22 protein-coding genes and 1 riboswitch are annotated in these 17585 nt (G+C 64.1%); of the genes, 5 read left to right on the forward strand and 17 right to left on the reverse strand.

Features of this window, described 5'->3' with window-relative positions; translation table 11 throughout:
* Positions 1–4: 4 nt before the first annotated feature.
* The 13 genes from P3T25_RS21205 to P3T25_RS21265 form a co-directional block, all read right to left on the reverse strand.
* Positions 5–244, reverse strand: coding sequence for a BolA family protein (locus P3T25_RS21205; protein WP_054036615.1), 240 nt, complete (start codon positions 242–244; stop codon positions 5–7).
* 15 nt (positions 245–259) lie between these two features.
* Complete coding sequence (locus P3T25_RS21210; RefSeq protein WP_093643443.1) at positions 260–1015, reverse strand: ABC transporter permease; 756 nt, start codon at positions 1013–1015, stop codon at positions 260–262.
* Positions 1012–1944, reverse strand: a complete 933-nt coding sequence (locus P3T25_RS21215; RefSeq protein WP_154560982.1) for an ABC transporter ATP-binding protein — start codon at positions 1942–1944, stop codon at positions 1012–1014. The genes P3T25_RS21210 and P3T25_RS21215 overlap by 4 nt, the downstream gene beginning before the upstream one ends.
* Positions 1945–2158: 214 nt before the next feature.
* A complete protein-coding gene (locus P3T25_RS21220; protein WP_097390546.1) occupies positions 2159–2464 on the reverse strand; it encodes an STAS domain-containing protein in 306 nt (101 codons plus the stop codon).
* Positions 2461–3093 carry an MlaC/ttg2D family ABC transporter substrate-binding protein gene (locus P3T25_RS21225; RefSeq protein ID WP_154560980.1) on the reverse strand — a complete coding sequence of 211 codons (633 nt, stop codon included), beginning with the start codon at positions 3091–3093 and terminating at the stop codon, positions 2461–2463. Before P3T25_RS21225 ends, P3T25_RS21220 begins: the two co-directional genes overlap by 4 nt.
* A 118-nt stretch (positions 3094–3211) precedes the next feature.
* A complete protein-coding gene (locus P3T25_RS21230) occupies positions 3212–4249 on the reverse strand; it encodes an MlaA family lipoprotein (RefSeq protein WP_154560978.1) in 1038 nt (345 codons plus the stop codon).
* Between the two features lie 11 nt (positions 4250–4260).
* Complete coding sequence (gene mlaD / locus P3T25_RS21235) at positions 4261–4824, reverse strand: outer membrane lipid asymmetry maintenance protein MlaD (protein WP_154560976.1); 564 nt, start codon at positions 4822–4824, stop codon at positions 4261–4263.
* Between the two features lie 91 nt (positions 4825–4915).
* Positions 4916–5683, reverse strand: a complete 768-nt coding sequence (gene mlaE, locus P3T25_RS21240; RefSeq protein WP_054036607.1) for a lipid asymmetry maintenance ABC transporter permease subunit MlaE — start codon at positions 5681–5683, stop codon at positions 4916–4918.
* Positions 5680–6501, reverse strand: a complete 822-nt coding sequence (locus tag P3T25_RS21245; RefSeq protein WP_168435726.1) for an ABC transporter ATP-binding protein — start codon at positions 6499–6501, stop codon at positions 5680–5682. Before P3T25_RS21245 ends, mlaE begins: the two co-directional genes overlap by 4 nt.
* 94 nt (positions 6502–6595) lie before the next feature.
* Complete coding sequence (gene thiE / locus P3T25_RS21250) at positions 6596–7699, reverse strand: thiamine phosphate synthase (RefSeq protein ID WP_429358906.1); 1104 nt, start codon at positions 7697–7699, stop codon at positions 6596–6598.
* The gene (locus P3T25_RS21255; RefSeq protein ID WP_429358907.1) at positions 7696–8511 is read right to left on the reverse strand and encodes a thiazole synthase; all 816 of its coding nucleotides are present in this window, start codon (positions 8509–8511) and stop codon (positions 7696–7698) included. The genes thiE and P3T25_RS21255 overlap by 4 nt, the downstream gene beginning before the upstream one ends.
* 39 nt (positions 8512–8550) lie before the next feature.
* Positions 8551–8748 (reverse strand): sulfur carrier protein ThiS, encoded by a 198-nt coding sequence (thiS, locus tag P3T25_RS21260; protein WP_063497513.1) that lies wholly within the window; start codon positions 8746–8748, stop codon positions 8551–8553.
* A gap of 84 nt (positions 8749–8832) precedes the next feature.
* On the reverse strand, positions 8833–9963 hold the full coding sequence (locus tag P3T25_RS21265) for an FAD-dependent oxidoreductase (protein ID WP_429358908.1): 1131 nt from the start codon (positions 9961–9963) through the stop codon (positions 8833–8835).
* 229 nt (positions 9964–10192) lie between these two features.
* A riboswitch (TPP riboswitch) is annotated at positions 10193–10316 on the reverse strand.
* Between the two features lie 361 nt (positions 10317–10677).
* On the opposite strand from P3T25_RS21265, the gene P3T25_RS21270 reads away from it, so the two are divergent.
* From P3T25_RS21270 to P3T25_RS21290, 5 genes are all read left to right on the forward strand, one after another.
* Complete coding sequence (locus P3T25_RS21270; RefSeq protein WP_154560970.1) at positions 10678–12429, forward strand: ABC transporter ATP-binding protein/permease; 1752 nt, start codon at positions 10678–10680, stop codon at positions 12427–12429.
* 68 nt (positions 12430–12497) lie between these two features.
* Positions 12498–13271 (forward strand): SDR family NAD(P)-dependent oxidoreductase, encoded by a 774-nt coding sequence (locus P3T25_RS21275; RefSeq protein WP_429358923.1) that lies wholly within the window; start codon positions 12498–12500, stop codon positions 13269–13271.
* A gap of 166 nt (positions 13272–13437) precedes the next feature.
* Positions 13438–13899, forward strand: a complete 462-nt coding sequence (locus P3T25_RS21280) for a hypothetical protein (protein WP_429358909.1) — start codon at positions 13438–13440, stop codon at positions 13897–13899.
* Between the two features lie 90 nt (positions 13900–13989).
* Positions 13990–14631 carry a hypothetical protein gene (locus P3T25_RS21285; RefSeq protein WP_429358910.1) on the forward strand — a complete coding sequence of 214 codons (642 nt, stop codon included), beginning with the start codon at positions 13990–13992 and terminating at the stop codon, positions 14629–14631.
* Between the two features lie 92 nt (positions 14632–14723).
* Positions 14724–15464: a response regulator gene (locus tag P3T25_RS21290; RefSeq protein WP_154560964.1), complete on the forward strand. Its 741-nt coding sequence runs from the start codon at positions 14724–14726 to the stop codon at positions 15462–15464.
* Positions 15465–15552: 88 nt separating this feature from the next.
* Here the strand turns inward: P3T25_RS21290 and P3T25_RS21295 are convergent, their stop codons facing one another.
* From P3T25_RS21295 to P3T25_RS21310, 4 genes are all read right to left on the reverse strand, one after another.
* Positions 15553–16224: a flagellar basal body L-ring protein FlgH gene (locus tag P3T25_RS21295; protein WP_429358911.1), complete on the reverse strand. Its 672-nt coding sequence runs from the start codon at positions 16222–16224 to the stop codon at positions 15553–15555.
* A gap of 127 nt (positions 16225–16351) precedes the next feature.
* A complete protein-coding gene (locus P3T25_RS21300) occupies positions 16352–17065 on the reverse strand; it encodes a hypothetical protein (protein ID WP_429358912.1) in 714 nt (237 codons plus the stop codon).
* A 3-nt stretch (positions 17066–17068) separates the two neighbouring features.
* Positions 17069–17236, reverse strand: coding sequence for a DUF6726 family protein (locus P3T25_RS21305; protein WP_323135781.1), 168 nt, complete (start codon positions 17234–17236; stop codon positions 17069–17071).
* Positions 17237–17281: 45 nt separating this feature from the next.
* Positions 17282–17464, reverse strand: a complete 183-nt coding sequence (locus P3T25_RS21310) for a hypothetical protein (protein ID WP_154560956.1) — start codon at positions 17462–17464, stop codon at positions 17282–17284.
* Between the last annotated feature and the right edge of the window lie 121 nt (positions 17465–17585).

Consider the following 17585-nt stretch of genomic DNA (forward strand, 5'->3'; position numbering starts at 1 on the left):
CAGATTACGCGTTCTGCCATTCGGCGGGCGTCAGCGTCTTCATGCTGAGCGCGTGGATTTCTTCGCGCATGCGGTCGCCGAGCGCCGCATACACGAGTTGATGGCGCTGGATCAGACGCTTGCCTTCGAAGCTCTCGGCAACGATGGTCGCAAAGAAATGCTGACCGTCGCCTTCGACTTCGAGATGCTGGCAAGCGAGCCCAGCCGCGATGTATTGCTTGACCTGTTCGGGAGTCGGCAACATGAGAGATGCTCCTGATCAGTGGCGCAGTTTGTAGCCGGAGGCGAGCATGCGCATCGCCACCACGGCCAGCACCACAAAGAAACCGGCAACGATCGCAAGGCTCACGAGCGGATTGATATCCGACATCCCGAAGAAACCGTAGCGAAAGCCGTCGATCATGTAGAAAAAAGGATTGAGCCGCGACACTTCGCGCCACACCGGTGGCAGCGTATGCGTCGAGTAGAACACGCCCGAGAGGAACGTGAGCGGCATAATCAGAAAGTTTTGAAATGCGGCAAGCTGATCGAACTTTTCGGCCCAGATGCCGGCAATCAAACCGAGCGTGCCCAGGATCGCCGCGCCGAAAATCGCGAACGCGATGATGTAAAGCGGCGCGCTGAAGCTGACCGGCACGAACCAGATCGTCACGATGAACACGCCGAAGCCGACCGCCAATCCGCGCGCCACGGCGGCGAGCACATACGCGCCGAACATCTCGTAGTGCGACAACGGCGGCAGCAATACGAACACCAGGTTGCCCGTGATTTTCGACTGGATCAGCGAGGACGAGCTATTCGCAAATGCGTTCTGCAGCACGCTCATCATCACGAGACCGGGAATCAGAAAGCTCGTGTACTCGACGCCCGGATAGACCTGAACGTGACCGCGCAACGCGTGGCCGAAAATCGTCAGATACAGCAGCGCGGTGATGACCGGCGCCAGCACGGTCTGGAACGACACCTTCCAGAAACGCAGGATTTCCTTGTAAAACAGCGTGCGAAAGCCGCTCATGCCAGCCCCTCGATCACTTCCGGACCGTTCATCACCTGAACGAACACATCTTCGAGGTCGGCTTTGCGGACCTCGATTTCTTCGAATGCGCAGCCCGCTGCGCGACACTGCGCGAGAATCCGCTCGACGTCGTCATAGCTCGCGAGCCGCAGCAGATGCTGCCGGCCATTGCCGTTACCCGCGCCGCTTTCCACTTCGAGCGGACGCAACTCGGCCGGCAACACACCTTGCGTAAAACGCAGGAACAGCTGCATGCCCGCAAAGCGCTGCAGCAGCGTGCTGGTGCGCTCGAGCGCGACGACCTCGCCGCGCCGCAACATCGCGATGCGGTCGCACAGCGATTCGGCTTCTTCCAGATAGTGCGTGGTCAGCACGATCGTGTGACCTTCGCGATTCAGGCGCGAGATGAATTTCCACAAGGTTTGACGCAACTCGACGTCGACGCCCGCGGTCGGCTCATCCAGCACGATCACCGGCGGCCGGTGCACCAGCGCCTGCGCCACGAGTACGCGGCGCTTCATGCCGCCCGACAGCGCGCGCATATTGGCGTCAGCTTTCTCGGTGAGGTCGAGATTGGCCATGATCTCGTCGATCCACGCGTCGTTGTTGCGCAGCCCGTAGTAGCCGGACTGGATGCGCAAGGTTTCGCGCACCGTGAAGAAGGGATCGAACACGAGCTCCTGCGGCACCACGCCGAGCGCGCGGCGCGCGTCGCGAAAATCGCTGACTACGTCATGGCCGCGCACCGCAATGCTGCCTTCATCGGCGCGCGCGAGACCCGCGAGTATGCTGATGAGCGTTGTCTTGCCCGCGCCGTTCGGACCGAGCAGTCCGAAGAACTCGCCTTCTTCCACCGTGAGGCTGACGCCCTTGAGCGCCTGCAAATCCTTGTAGCGCTTCTTGACGTTACGAATTTCTATGGCTGACATGACTGTGGGCCGCGTGCGTCGCGGCGCCTAAAGGAGCCCCGAGGGGGCGCAAAAGTGCTGGAAGGGACGAAATTGGGGCCGGTTATATGCCCCGAAAAACGTTTGATTATAGGGCAAAAATCGGCAGCCCCGGCTCGGCCGGGGCGATTGGAAGTGACGCTAGGGGAGCGTCAATGTCGCGCGCGCTGCAAGCAGCATGGGACCGGAGTAACCGCTAAAGCGCTAACTCCGGTCGACATAACAGGGTATCGACGCCGTAGGCTTGTGCGAGGCTGGCGAGACCAGCCGGCAGATTGACGATCTCGAACGCGATGCCGCGCGCCTGGGCGGCACGCTCCCACGCGAGCAGGACGGCAAGCGCGGACGAGTCGAATTGCGCGAGCGGCGCGCAATCCACGCCGGTCGCGCCCGCTGCGATGCGCTGCAAACCCGCCTCGAGCGCGGCTTTCGCGCTCTCGTGGGTCAGCGTCGCGCCGCTTTCGAAGCGGCTTGCGACGACGGCGTTCAGCACTTCGCTCACGACTGCTTGCCCGCGGCCAGTTGCTGATTGCGCTGCGTGAGGAACTGGATCAGTCCGTCCACGCCCTTCTGCTGGATCTGTTCGCTGAACTGTTGCTGATACGCCTGGATCAGCCACGCGCCGAGCACGTTGATGTCATACACACGCCAGCCGTTCGGCGTCTTGTACAGACGATAGTCGAGTTCGATCGGCGAGCCGTTGTTCATCACCACCGAGCGCACCACCGTGTCGGTGTCGTCCGGGTTCATGCGGAACGGCTTGTACTGAATCTGCTGGTCGCGCACTTGTGCCAACGCGCCCGAATACGTGCGGATCAGCAGCATCTTGAACTGCTCGACGACGGCGTTTTGCTGCTCCGGCGTCGCGGTGCGCCAGTTGCGGCCCATCGCCAGTTGCGTGGTGCGGCGGAAATCGGTGTACGGCAGGATCTTTTCGTTGACGAGCTGAGTGATGTGGGTGATGTCGCCTTGCTGGATCGACTTGTCGGCGTGGATCGCATCGATCACCTGCTGGGTGACGGTCTTGACCAGGCCGTCCGGCGAATTGGAGTCCACCGTTTGCGCCGAGGCACCGGCACTGGCGAACGAAAACAGCGCTGCGAACAACGGAATCAGGAATAGTTTTTTCATATCGAACCTTGCTTGCCTTAAAAATAGTGCAACCGTTGGAGCCGACATTAACACGCGAGTTCAGCAGCAATCCATGCGCAAACTGCGAGAGTCGTATCGAGGTGTTACGGCCGCACGATCAACGCAATTTGAATGACGGGAAGTTGAAACGCGTCGGCGGAACCAGTTGGCCGGCCGGAATCTGCGTCGTTTCCGGACCGCCGTTCAGGTCGAGCGGCGGTGTTTCGGAGCCGCCGGAGGCGGCTTCAGGCGCAGCCGCCGTGCCGGTTGCGCCCGTGGTTGCGCCAGCCGCCGAAGCAGCTTGCGGCGGCGTTGCGGCGGCCGCACCGGACGCAGCCGATGCTTTCGCGGCAGCACCCTGCGTGCCTGCTGGCGCCGCAGCCGCACCGCTATCGACGTCGTCGTACTTCGGCAGCGGCGCTTCGTCGCCGTAGTTCGGCAGCGACTGCGACTGCTTGCCGTCCGACAACAAATACTGGCGGCGCTGCAGATACGCGTTACGCACGAACGAGTACTTATCCAGCGCGGCGCCTTCCAGTACATCGCTCGCGTTCAGCAGGTTCGCACGCGTATTGATCACGTTCACGCCGTACAGCGCCCACGTCAGGCCTGGCGGATTGATGTAGCTGAGCGGATTCACATAGTAGTTGCCGATCGAGCCGACCGCGTCGCGCACCGTGCTCGGACCGAACAGCGGCAGAACGAGGTAAGGACCCGGCGGCACGCCGTAGTGCCCGAGCGTCAGGCCGAGGTCGTTGTCATGCTTGGGCAGTTTAGCGAGCGTCGCCACGTCGAACAGACCGCCAACGCCGAACACCGTGTTGATCACGATCCGCATGATGTCTTCGACGCCATCGGTGATCTTCAACTGCAGCAGATTGTTCGCCGCGATGTAGACGTCGCCGATATTCGAGAAGAAGTTGGTGACGCTGTCGCGCACCGGCTGCGGCGTGATGAAGACGTAGCCCTTCGCGACCGGCTTCAGCGCGTACTGATCGAGCTTGTCGTTGACGGTGAAGATGGTGCGGTTCAAGCCCTCGAGCGGATCGCCCTTGGTCGGCGTCTGCACGGTCGAGCAGCCGGCGAGCGTAGCGGCCGCGAGCGCGAAGGTCGCTATCTGGACGGTGCGCACGCCTCGTTTGCGTAGGGTCTGCATTTTTTTTCTCCTTATTGACCGGCCGCGCCAGAGGCGGGCAGAGTCGGCGCCGCCGACGCGGGTGCCGTGGCAGGGGCGGCCGCAGGTGTGGCCGAACCCGCGCCCGGCTTGGATGCGCCCGAGTCCGCGGCCTTGCTATACAGGAATTGTCCGATCAAGTTTTCCAGCACGATTGCCGATTGTGTCATCGAGATCGTGTCACCCGCTTTAAGCATCTCACTATCGCCACCGGGTTCGAGCCCGATGTATTGCTCGCCGAGCAGACCCGAGGTCAGGATCTTCGCCGACGTGTCTTTCGGAAACGGGTATTGCTTGTCGATATCGATCGTGACGACAGCCTGATACGCATTGCTGTCAAAGCCGATCGAGGCAACCCGGCCGACCGTCACGCCCGCGCTCTTCACCGGTGCGCGCGCCTTCAGTCCGCCGATATTGTCGAACTTGAGCTTGACCGGGTACGTTGCCTGAAACGACAACGAGCTCATGTTGCCGGCCTTCAGCGCGAGAAACAGCAACGCCACGAAACCCAACACCACGAACAGGCCGACCCAGAAGTCGAGAGCAGTCTTTTTCATCGTCATCCCAAAGTGAATCCGCCACGCTGCTCCCGCTCCCGTGACGCGCAAACCGAGGCGCGCCCGCCGAACGGAAACGTGCAGCGCAGTTTTAGCTGAACATCAGTGCGGTCAACAGAAAATCGAGGCCGAGCACCGCAAGCGACGCGTACACGACCGTCTTGGTCGTGGCGCGCGACACGCCTTCCGGCGTCGGCTTGGCTTCGTAGCCCTGAAACAGCGCCACAAAGGTCACCGCGAGGCCGAACACCACGCTCTTGATGACCCCGGCGCCCACGTCGCGCCAGACATCGACGCCGCCTTGCATCTGCGACCAGAACGCGCCGGCGTCGACGCCGATCAGCAGCACACCCACCACATAACCGCCGAACACGCCGACCGCGCTGAAAATCGCGGCCAGAATCGGCATGGAAATAATCCCGGCCCACAAGCGCGGCGCGACGACGACCTTGACCGGGTCCACCGCCATCATTTCCATCGCGGTCAATTGCTCGCCCGCCTTCATCAAGCCGATTTCGGCCGTGAGCGACGTGCCGGCGCGGCCCGCAAACAGAAGCGCCGTGACCACCGGCCCGAGTTCGCGCACCAGCGAAAGCGCGACCAGGAGGCCCAATGCCTGTTCGGAACCGTAACGGTTCAGCGTGTAATAGCCCTGCAAGCCGAGCACGAAGCCGACGAACAGCCCCGACACGGCGATGATCACCAGCGAATAATTACCCACAAAGTGGATCTGCTTCGTGACAAGGCGCGGCCGGCGCAGCAATGGGAAAAACTCGAGCAGCAGCCGGAAGAAGAACCGCGTGGCGTAGCCGGCCGTGCCCAGCCCGTCGAGTACCGAGCGACCAAGCGCGCTGATCATGACTGACCTCCGCCAATGCCGAAGTCCGCCGCGAGTGGCGTCTTGCTGGGATAGTGGAATTTGAACGGGCCGTCCGGCGCGCCGTCGATGAACTGGCGCACCGTAGGATCGGTCGACGCGCGCAGCTCAGCCGGCGTGCCTTCGGCATGCACCCCGCCGTTGGCAAGGAAATAGACGTAATCGGCGATCGCGAACGATTCCGGCACGTCGTGCGTGACGAGGATCGACGTCGCGCCAAGCGCCTGATTCAACGCGCGAATCAGGTTCGCGGTGATGCCGAGCGAGATCGGATCGAGGCCGGCGAACGGCTCGTCGTACATCATCAGCTCGGGGTCGAGCGCAATCGCCCGGGCGAGCGCCACACGCCGCGCCATACCGCCCGAAATCTCCGAAGGCGCCAGGTCGCGCGCGCCGCGCAACCCGACCGCGTTGAGCTTCATCAACACGAGGTCGCGGATCAGTTCTTCGGGGAGGTCGGTGTGCTCGCGCAAGGCGAAGGCGACGTTTTCGAACACCGACATATCGGTGAACAACGCGCCAAACTGGAACAGCATGCCCATCTTGCGGCGCAGCGCGTAGAGGCCGTCGCGCGTCTGCTGGCCGATGTCCTGGCCATGAAACAGGATCTGGCCGCGCTGCGCGCGCACCAGACCGCCGATCAGACGCAGCACCGTTGTTTTGCCGCAACCCGAGCCGCCCATAACCGCAACGACCTGGCCGCGCTTGAAGCGCAGATTCAGGTTCGACAGGACGAGCCGGTCGCCATAACCGAAGTCGACGTCGCGCAGCTCGAGTAAGGTCTCGGGGGAGGAAGACACGAAACTGACAGTCCTTTTACACGGAAGGCCGAATTATAGGGCCATCATGGAAATGCTGCCGTGAGGTGCCCTGTCCCTTTACTGAACTTGACGATTATTGCGTAAACGCATGTTGCAGCGCAGAAACAGCGACAGCCGGGTCGGCGGCCTCGGTCACGGCGCGCACCACGGCCGCGCAACCCACGCCCGTCGCCAGCACGTCCGGCAGCACCTGCAGATCGATTCCGCCGATCGCCACCAGAGGCACGACGCCGTCGAGCAGGCGGACATACCGCACCAGACGCTTGAGGCCCTGCGGCGCGGTCGGCATGACCTTGGTGGTGGTCGGAAACACCGCGCCCAATGCAATGTAGCTTGGCCGGAAATGCAGTGCCTTCAGAATCTCGTAGAAGCCGTGCGTCGACAAACCGAGGCGGATGCCGGCGGCGGCAAGTGCCGGCAGATCGGCCGTATGCACGTCTTCCTGACCAAGGTGGACGCCGTAAGCGCCCGCTTCCAGCGCGGCTTGCCAGTGATCGTTGATGAACACCTGGGCATCGTGCTCACGGCCCGCGGCGACACAGCGGGCGATTTCGCGCTTCAGTTCGTCGGCAGGTTCGGCCGATTTGCGGCGCAACTGGACCGTTTTCACGCCAAAACCCACCACCCGTTCGACCCACTCCGCGGTCGGCAGCACCGGGTACAGGCCGAGCCGGTCAGGGCAATGCGCGAACGCTTGCGTCGGCGCAGCCGGCAGACCAGCGAGGCGTGGGAAGTGCGCGATATCGGCCGGAAATGCGTCCTCCGCTTTGGTTTCGTCGCCGTCGCGCCACGCCAGCGCCAAAACCAGCGCGTCGTGCGGATCGAAGCCGCAGTCCAGAAACGCAGCCAGCGCGGGGATCCAATCTTCCGCCAGATGGCCTTCCAGACTGTATTTCTCGCCGCCCAGATGCAACGTCGCCGCGTTCTCGGCGGCGACGATCACGCCTGCGCCCTGCACCTGCCAGCGCGCCACTTGCTCGCCATGCTGCTGCGCGTCGGCGACGATGATCAGGTCGCCGCCGTTCGGCTCGTCCGGCGCGGTCAGGCAGATGCGCCACGGCGCATGGGTCGGCGGCCACTCGCCCAAGCGGGCGCGGATCCGCTCGGCAGCTTCGGTGAGTTCGTCAGCAGGCGGCCAGAAGAGGTCGCGGCCGGTCAAAGGCAAAGTTTGCGTCATGCGGCGCTCCCGTCTTGATGCCAGAACGGCATGCCGACCACCGGCGTGCTCGCGTGCGCGCTTTCGCGCTCGGCCATCGGCCCCGCCAGAAAAGCCTGGCGGCCCGCTTCGACGCCCAGCGCGAAGGCGCGCGCCATCGCGTCAGGATGCGTCGCCTGGGAAACGGCGGTGTTCAGCAGCACGCCGTCGAAGCCCCACTCCATCACTTGCGCCGCGTGCGACGGCACGCCGAGGCCGGCATCGACGATCAGCGGCACGTCGGGCAAGCGCTCGCGCAAGACGCGCAGGCCGTACGGATTGATCACGCCCTTGCCGGTGCCGATCGGCGCGCCCCACGGCATCAGCGCCTCGCAGCCCGCATCGAGCAGGCGGCGGCCGATCACGAGATCTTCGGTGCAATACGGCAACACCTTGAAGCCGTCCTTGATCAGCTGTGCAGCCGCTTCGATCAATCCGACCGGGTCGGGCTGCAGCGTGTAGTCGTCGCCGATCAGTTCGAGCTTGATCCACTCGGTTTCGAAGATTTCACGCGCCATATGTGCGGTCGTCACCGCCTCGCCGACGGTCAGGCAGCCGGCGGTATTGGGCAGCAGCGGCACGCCGTGGCGCTTGAGCAGGTCGAAGAAACCGGCTTCGGCGCCGCCTTCATTCATCTGCCGGCGCAGCGCGACGGTCACCATGCCGGGCTGCGCCGCGTCGATCGAATCGGACAGCGATTGCAGCGATGGATAGCGCGAGGTGCCGAGCAGCACACGGCTCGCGAAAGTCTGGCCGTAGAGCGTGAGCGCGTCGGCGGTTTGGGGGGCAGTCATTTGCATAATCCTGGTCTCCGGCAAGGCGTGGCGCGGGGCTTAACCGCCGGCCACGGGTTGCACGACATCGAGCTTGTCGCCCGGCTGCAGCGCGCGCGCCGCATGCTGGGTACGTGCGACGAAGTCGCCGTTCAGCGCGACCGCGAATGGTGGACGCGCGCCGAACGCGGCAAGCGCATCGGCGACAGTCGCGCCTTCGGGCAACGACAACGACTTTTGATTGATATGAATGTCCATGGTGTTCGAATACGGTTCAATCGAGTGGGGCAGCGGCGCGCGCTTGTTTATCCCGCGGCTATTTCGCCAGCAGGCGCGCAACGCTCATGCCGGCTCCCGCGTGGAGTCCAGTTGAAACAGCTCGCTCCAGCGCGCGGCACTTTGCCAGTCGGCGAAAGCATCGGCGTCGCCAATGCGGCCGTCGAGCAGCGCCGCGGCGAAGCGCACGGCTTCGTCGGCGACTTCGGGCACGATCATGTAGCCGTGCCGGTACAGGCCGTTCACGCGCAATGTCTGCGCGCCATCCCACAGCAAGGCCGGACGGTGGTCCGGCAAAGTCGGGCGGCACTGCGAATTCAGTTCGAGGATGCGTGCCTCGCCGAAGCCGGGATGCACGGAAAACGCAGCGCTCAGCAACTCGAGCGCCGAGCGCACGCTGACCGGCGACATGTCCTCGCCTTCCACTTCGGTGGCGCCGATCACGTAGAGATCGTCCTGCTTCGGCGCGATATACAGCGGGTAGCGCGGATGCAGCAGGCGCACCGGCCGCGTCAGCTTGATACCGGGCGCATGCACGCGTACAACTTCGCCGCGAATGCCGCGCAGCGTGGGCAGCACAGACTTCGCGCCCAACCCACGGCAGTCGATCGTAATGCGTGCGGACGGCAGCGCATGATCGTCGACCGGCGTGTTCCAGTGCGTTTCGACACCGCGCTGGGCGAGGCCCGCGGCGAGCGCGGTCAGCACCTGACGGTTATCCAGTTGGCCTTCGCGCGGCAGCAACCAGCCCTGGTTGAAGCGGCCCGCCAATGCGGGCTCGGCGGCGCCGATCTGAGCGCCCGCCAGCGTCACGAAACCGCCGTCGAGCAATTCAGCAGGCGCGTTCGAGCGCACCCGGCGTTCGAACAGTGGCGCTTCGGTGCGGTCGGCGTGATGCCATACGACGAGCGTGCCATTGCGCTGGAAGAACACTGGTTCGGGCAATTCGGCCAGCACTCGCGGCCAGGAATCGAGCGAACTCGCGCCGAGACGGGTGATCAGCAGTTCAGCACTGGCGGCTTCGGCCAGCGGCGCCAGCATGGCGGCGGCGACCCAGGCCGCCGCTTGCGTACCTGCAGCATCGCCGCGCTCATAGAGCGCCACGCGATGCCCTTCACCGGCGAGACGCCACGCGACGAGGCGCCCGCACAGCCCACCGCCGAGCACGGCGAAATCGGGTTGAGCAGAACGATTCATCGCGCGCACTCCGAGTCACAGCGGCAAGCAACGCTAAAGCAGCACGGCGCGCGAACACAACCGACGAAAGCGTGGCGAAGAGCAAAACACATGTCTGAAGAATAGGCGGTCATCGAGTCCTTTCCGTACGGCAAAGAAACGCACGTACCCAGGACGAAACCGGCGGGTGAGGCCGGCCGGGCAATAAGCACGTCCAATGACGGACGCCGCCCGGCGGGGAATGGAAGACTGGCTGCTTCCGGAAACTTCCCGCGCCGGTATTACCCGGATCGGGTGCAAAGGGTCTCTCTCAGCCTCGCCGCCGCTGCATGAAAATCACGCAGCCTGTGGGCAAAGCACCCCTGTTTCGTCGAAGGTCATTAGACCATAAAAGGCGCAGCGCCCGCAAACCAACGGCCTCTGCGGGCACACGCCGTTGATCCGTCACTATCTTTCGATTCATCAATACGGCCGACTGCAACGCTCTGGCACAATGCCAGGACCGGATGCCGCTGGCGCGCGGGTGACATGCTTCGCCGCCCGAGCGCCAGCGGCATCGAGGCGGGACCTCTGAGCGGAAATTAATTTTCACTTAAGGGCTTCGCGCCAGAATCGGGCGCTTACCCGGACGTGCGTTCGTCGAGCACGACGCCCGGGGCACGCACCGCAAACCCGCCGTGGGGCCGGCCCGACTGGGGCCCGCCCGGCACGGGCCAGCACTTCACCAGGATGCTCATGACACCGAATACCGCTTCCAGCCCCGCGCTGCCGCCGGACGATAAAGTCTCCGCATGGAGCCTGATCAAACCTTACTGGGTTTCCGAAGAACGAAAAACGGCGTGGGGGCTGCTCATCGCGATCATCGTTATGAATCTGCTCGTCGTGTGGATCAACGTGCGCCTGAACCGCTGGAGCGCCGACTTCTACAACGCGCTGCAGACCAAGAACGTCCACGACTTCCCGCATCTGCTGATGGTGTTCTCGGGGCTTGCGTTCGGCTTCATCATTCTGGCCGTGTACGGCCGCTATCTGCGCCAGATGCTCGGCTTCCGCTGGCGCCAGTGGCTGACCACGCGCTATCTCAACGAGTGGCTGCACGACAGCGCCTTCTACCGTATCGAACGCGACCGGCTCGCTGACAACCCCGACCAGCGGATCAGCGACGACCTGCAATCGTTCGCCACCACCACGCTCTCGCTGACGCTCGACCTGCTGTCCACGGTCGTCACGCTGGTGTCGTTCATCACGATCCTGTGGTCGCTGGCCGGTGCGCTGACCGTCTCGCTCGGCGGCATGCCGATACAGATTCCGGGCTACATGGTGTGGGCCGCGGCGCTGTACGCGGTGGTCGGCTCGCTGATCATCCAGAAGGTCGGCCATCCGCTCGTGTCGATCAATTACCAGGCGCAGAAAGTCGAGGCGGATTTCCGTTTCGGCCTGATCCGTCTGCGTGAAAACGCCGAGCAGATCGCCTTCTACGATGGTATGGAGACCGAGAAGAAGAACACCCAATCGCTGTTTGGCCGCATCCGCGACAACTGGTGGCAGGTGATGAAGTACACCAAGCGGCTCACCTTCGTGCTGAGCTTCTATGGCCAGATCGCGATCATCTTTCCGCTGGTGGTGGCAGCACCCCGTTACTTCGCGGGCGCTTTCACGTTCGGCGTGCTGATGCAGATTTCGAGCGCATTCGGTACCGTCAGCGATTCGTTTTCGTGGTTCATCAACAGTTACGGCACCTTGGTCGAGTGGCGCGCTACCGTGAACCGGTTGCGTGAATTCAGCCGCGTCGTGCATGCGCCGCGTTTGAAGGAATCAGTGTCGCCCGCCACCGCGCACGGCGGCATCAACCTGCATTTTGTCGACGAAGACAAGCTCTCCACAGATGGCCTTCAGCTTGCGCTGCCGAACGGCAACCCGCTGTCGCGCATCCGCGATATCGCGATCACGCCGGGCTCGCGCTGGCTGGTGCGTGGTCCGTCCGGCTCGGGCAAGAGCACGCTGATGCGCGCACTCGCCGGCTTGTGGCCGTTCGGCGACGGCTCAATCGACGCACCGGTCAACGCGCGCATGATGTTCATCCCGCAGGTCAGCTACATGCCGATTGGCACGCTGAAAGCCGCGCTCACCTATCCGTCCTCTGCTGACACCTACACCGACGAAGAATGCCGCGAAGCGCTCGTCACCTGCCACCTGTCGGAATACGCGGACCGCCTGCAGGAATCGGGACACTGGACACGCGTTCTCTCGCCGGGCGAACAACAACGTCTCGCCGGCGCCCGTGTGCTGCTGCACAAGCCGGACTATCTGTTCCTCGACGAAGCAACCAGCGCGCTCGATTCGGAAAACGAAGCACGCCTCTATCACCTGTTCACCGAGCGACTGCCGCAGGCGGCGATCGTGAGCGTCGCACATCGCGAATCGCTGGCGGCGTTCCATGGCGAAACGCTCGACGTCGAGCGCTCGGGCGAACCGATTGCCGCGTGAACAGCGTGAACAGCATGAACAACGCGAGCGACATGAGCGGCACCGGTGACGCGAGCAGCACGACCGGCATGAGCGGTGCCGAACTCGATCGGGTCGTCCTGATCACCGGCGCGGGCTCCGGCATCGGCGCCGCACTGGCCCGGCGCATCGCCGCGCCGCGCACCGCGTTGATGCTGCACGCCCGCGGCGCCGACGACGAAGCGCGCCAGCGTCTTACACAAGTCGCCGCCGATTGCAGCGCAAACGGCGCGCGCTGCGCGACGGTATTCGGCGATCTCGCCGAACGCGGCGCCGCCGAGCACGTGATTCATCAAACGCTCGCGAGCTTCGGCGCGCTTGATCAGTTGGTAGCGAACGCCGGCCACGCGCAACGGCAAACGCTCAACGCACTCGACGCTGACGTGTTCAGCGCCGCCTTCGCCGCCATGCCGGCCGCGTTCGCCGCGCTCGTCAAGCGTGCAACGCCCGCCCTGGAAACCTCGAAGCGCGGTCGCGTGGTCGCGCTCAGTTCGTTCGTCGCGCATCGCTATCGCGTGGATGCGCCGTTCGCCGCAACGGCTGCAGCGAAAGCGGCGCTCGAGTCACTGGCTAAAACCGCAGCCGCCGAACTTGCGCCGCATGGCGTGACGGTCAATTGCGTGGCGCCCGGCTATACCCGTAAAGATCGCGGCCCAAGTGCCGATAATGCATCGGTGTGGACTCGCGCCGCCGAAGCGACACCGCTCGGTCACGTCGCCGAGCCCGCGGATATCGCCGCGCTGATCGCCTTCCTGCTCTCCGACGAAGCGCGTCACATCACCGGCCAGGTGATCCATATCGACGGCGGCCTGACGCTCGGCTAGGCAGCACGCCGCAACATCCGGAAACACGCGAGAACAGTTCGAAAGCATTTGCGAAGCGGGCAAGCTGTTCCGCGCTTTGAAAATCCCCTGTAGCAGCGACGATAGTCGTGCGGGCTGTACCATGCGCCGCCCGCCCCGCCCCTCACTGCTACTGGACTCTCCGCACATGTCATTCGATCGCCGCTTCCATCCTTTGACCCAGCGCGCAGCGCTTGCGCTTGGCGCAGCCCTGCTGCTCACGAGCGCCGCGTACGCTGCGCAAGCCACCCAGCCCAATGAGCCGGCGGATGTTTGCCCCGCGCTCAAACACATCGTCGACGCACCCGATTTCAAGCAGTTGCACGCGCAACCTGCCGCGCAACTGCCGGGCGTATCGGCCGTGGACGACTGCCGCGCCAACACGCACGCCTACGATTGCCACTGGCGCGCACACTGGCAAGCCGACGGTGTCGTCAACGATCCGCTCGAAGAATTCGGCGCCGATATCGCTGCCTGCTTTCCCAACGTCGTGCACGACGTCAACACGCCGACGCGTCAACATTTCATCGTGACCACCGAAGATCGGCGCGTGAACGTGACGGCCAGCGTGCAAGGGCAAAACGAACTGCGCCTGCGCGTCACGCGCTGAGCGTCGGCCGTTTTTGCCACGTTCCGCTGCTTTTCCGCTGAGACCCGTTGTCATTCGCCGCACTTCCTCACCGCCACAAGGCACCGCATCATGACCTCTATGCCGAGCTTGTGCGCTTACGCTTTCACGCGGGCCCCAATGGCCGCGTGGGTCATGTTGCGGCGGCCTTGTGCGTGGCTCGCCGCCTCGGCGACCCTCGCATTCGGTCTGAACGGCTGCGCGTGGACGCTGATCTCGGCGGCCGACGCCACCGGCTCCGTGATTCAGGCCGGCTACGCGATCGCGGCGAACTACTCGTCGCCGACCTTCGTCAACGGCCGGCCGGCGAACGTGCATAACGTCTGCATCGAAGTGAATCAGACTGTGACGGTCGGCGATTTCGTGCCGGCGCTGCAGCTTGCGCTCGACCGGCGCGGTATTCGTTCGGACGTCTACAATCCGGGCACCTCACCCGCCGTATGCGAAGCGCGCCTCGTCTACAACGCCGCGATCGACTACGGCCGCCGTTCGTTCAGCGACGAAACGATCCAGTATCTGTCGATCATCGATCTGACGCTGATCCAGCACGGGCGCATTCTCGTCACCGCGCGTTACCAGACCGGCGGCCTCAACACCGACCGCTTCTCTACCGCCTCGACCAAGCTCAATGGTCTGATCGACAAGATGGTGGTCGATCAGACCGATCTGGCCCGGCAGCCGATGCAGACCATCCAGACGTCGCTGGCAAACTAGGCGCACGGCCTGCTTGCTTTCTCTTACGCGAGCAAGGATTCGAAAGCGTTTCGCGCTTTGCGCCGCGCGCGTGGATCACTAAGATGACCTGGATGAACCAATCCATTCTGGTCGTCGACGACGACCCCGTCGTACGCGAGCTCGTCAGCGAATATCTGCTGGGGCGTGGCTTCAAGGTGTCCACGCTCGAACACGGCATGGCGCTGCAGCGCAGCTTGCAGGACGAGCGTCCCGCGCTGGTCGTGCTCGACATCATGATGCCGGAGCTCGACGGCATTAGCGCGTTGCGTGCATTGCGCGTCGCCGGCGACGATATTCCTGTGATCCTGCTAACCGCGCGCGCCGATCCGATCGACCGCGTGATCGGCCTCGAACTCGGCGCCGACGATTATCTCGGCAAGCCATTCGAACCGAGCGAGCTGGTCGCGCGGATTCGCACGGTCCTGCGCCGCCGCGGCACGATTGCGCCGAGCGCGCCGGAGCAACGCGCGCCCTATCGTTTCGGTCGTTTCGAGGTGAATTTTCCGGCGCGCGAATTGCGCCGCGACGGTGAGCGGATTGCGCTGCGTTCGAGCGAATTCGCGATGCTCAAGGTGTTCGTCACGCACGCGATGAGCGTACTCACGCGCGCGCAGTTGCTGGAGAAACTGCACGGCAATAGCGAGGTGCATCGCAACCGCAGCCTTGACGTCTCGATCTGGCGTTTGCGGCGGCTGATCGAAGTGGATCCGTCCGAGCCTCGCTATGTGCAGACCGTCTGGGGACGCGGCTACGTGTTCGTGCCGGACGGTGAAATCGGCGCAGCGGAACGTAACGCGCCACCGCTTGCGTGATGTTTGCCTGGCGAGACCTCGGCGCCAGGCCTCGGACTTAGGTAAACCTACGCGGCGTGTCTCGCATCTCGCGCACACCGCGTCGACGCTAGAACGTCAGCACGCTCAGAAACATTCTCTGCAGCCAGCCCATCGTGGTGGAGTCGGACACCATCCCCACGCCGGCCTGCTCGATGCGCGCATTCGCGACCTTGCTCGACGCCACATAGTTGCCTGCTTCGATATCCTTCGGATTGACGATGCCCGACAGGCGCAAGCGGTCGCGGTTGCCGCTCATCGCGATCACCTTCTCGCCCGACACCACCAGATTGCCGGTCGACATCGTCCCGATCACGGTCACGGCCAACGTGCCGGTCATGCCGCTGACGTCGGTGAGACTGCCCTGCCCCTTGTAGTCAGTACTGGCCGAGCCGATGTTGAACAGCCTCGCGAGCCGCGCGGCTGCGTTGGTCGACTGATCGGCTGCAGTCGCGGTGATGCTGCTCGAACGGCTCGCGGCAGCGGTCGCGCTATTGTTGCCGCTGTACGATTCCGACAAGCGGATCGTCAGCACATCGCCGATATGCTGCGCACGCGGTGTTTCGTAGAGCAGCAAGGGCGCGCCGGCCTGATAGATCGCGCCCTGCGAATTGACGTTCAGCGGCGCCGACGCGAGCGGCGGCGACATCGGCGTTTCGACGATTGACGGCTGTTGGCCGCTCCCGCAAGCCGCGAGGCAGGCCGCCACGCCTAGCGCGACAGTGAGACGTAGCGCAGTCATGCATGCTCCTTGGCCGGGTCGGCCGGGTAAAAAACGGACTTTGCAGTCGTGGTGCCGATGCTTTGTTCAACGATGCAATCTGAGCCACGCATGCGCCCGCAACCAGCGCGACAGGTGAGGCGGCACATCACCCCGCCTCGGCGCCGCTCGCCTGCCATTGCCGCACGACCGATTTCACCCATGCGTCCGAGCCTTTCAGCAGATAGGTGAGCGTGCCGTTGCGAGTGCCCGGCAGAAAGCACAACGTGATCGAACTCACCGCGTTTTCCCAAACGTAGACCGGCATCGCGCCCGACGACGACACGCTTTGCGTCACCAGACGCGGCGTGCCATAGCGGTCCGCGAGCGCGTCGCGCAAGTCTTCGGCGGTGATCTCGTCGATCACAAAGGAAATCTCGTACAGACGCAGCGCGCTCTGGCCGTCGACACGCGCAAAGCGCAGCACATGCTCCAATGCCGGCGCACCGTCGACGACGGCTTGCGACACCGCCCAGCCATCGTCCGCACGATGCGCCCAGCGGCAGGCCACCGTCAGACTCTCGCGCGATTTCAGCCGCATGCCGAGCGCACCTGCCTGCACGTCTGTCTCGCAGACGGGCACGCTGCCAATCGGCGTAGCGCGCACGGTCGAACCCGCGCGGAACTCGTCGAGCGTGATACCGAGCGCAATGCCGCGAAAGGCGAACGGCGTGTCCTGCGAGCGCCGGCGTGCGTCAGCGGAAGCAGCCTTCGACGCGGCGCTGGCCGCATTCGCTTCGCGCGCGACGGGCTGCGCCTCAGCGAGCATCGAGAGCGCGCCGCCCAGCAGCGCCAGCGCGCAGGCAATCCGTTTGGATCTCATGATTCAGTCGATGGCAGATGAACACATGTCGAACGGGGTGGCCGCGGCATGGCCGACGACCGGGACGATTTTCAGCGTGGCCGCTGTCAGCCGGCACGGCAGCGCGGCGACGGCGCAGCCGCCGAGTGGCAGCAGCGCCGCGCCGAGCGTCAACCACGCAGCGACACGGATGAAACAGTCAGGAATGCTCGGGGTCGACACACGGGCCTCGGTGCGTCAGGCAGTCGTGTTGACGTGATGCCCGACCAGCCCCGACGGCAGCGACGGGAGCGCCTCGCTGGCGGACTCCCGTGCTTGCGGCGTGGCCAGCGAGTTGTTTGGGGCTGCGGGTTTTTCCGCTGGCGGCGTGGGCGCGAGCGAAGAAAAGCGGGTTGAGCTGAGATTGCTATGAACGGTCATGATGAGCCTCGCGTGGCGCTAGGTTTCGATTTCACGCCGCCTGCCGTGGGCCCAAGGCGTTAGGCTGTTTTCGACATGCGGCGCAACGTACTGCACGACGAATCATCTCGCCGCGCACGCG

Origin of the sequence: Paraburkholderia sp. GAS32, from assembly GCF_050434225.1 — a bacterium.
GTDB lineage: Bacteria > Pseudomonadota > Gammaproteobacteria > Burkholderiales > Burkholderiaceae > Paraburkholderia > Paraburkholderia madseniana.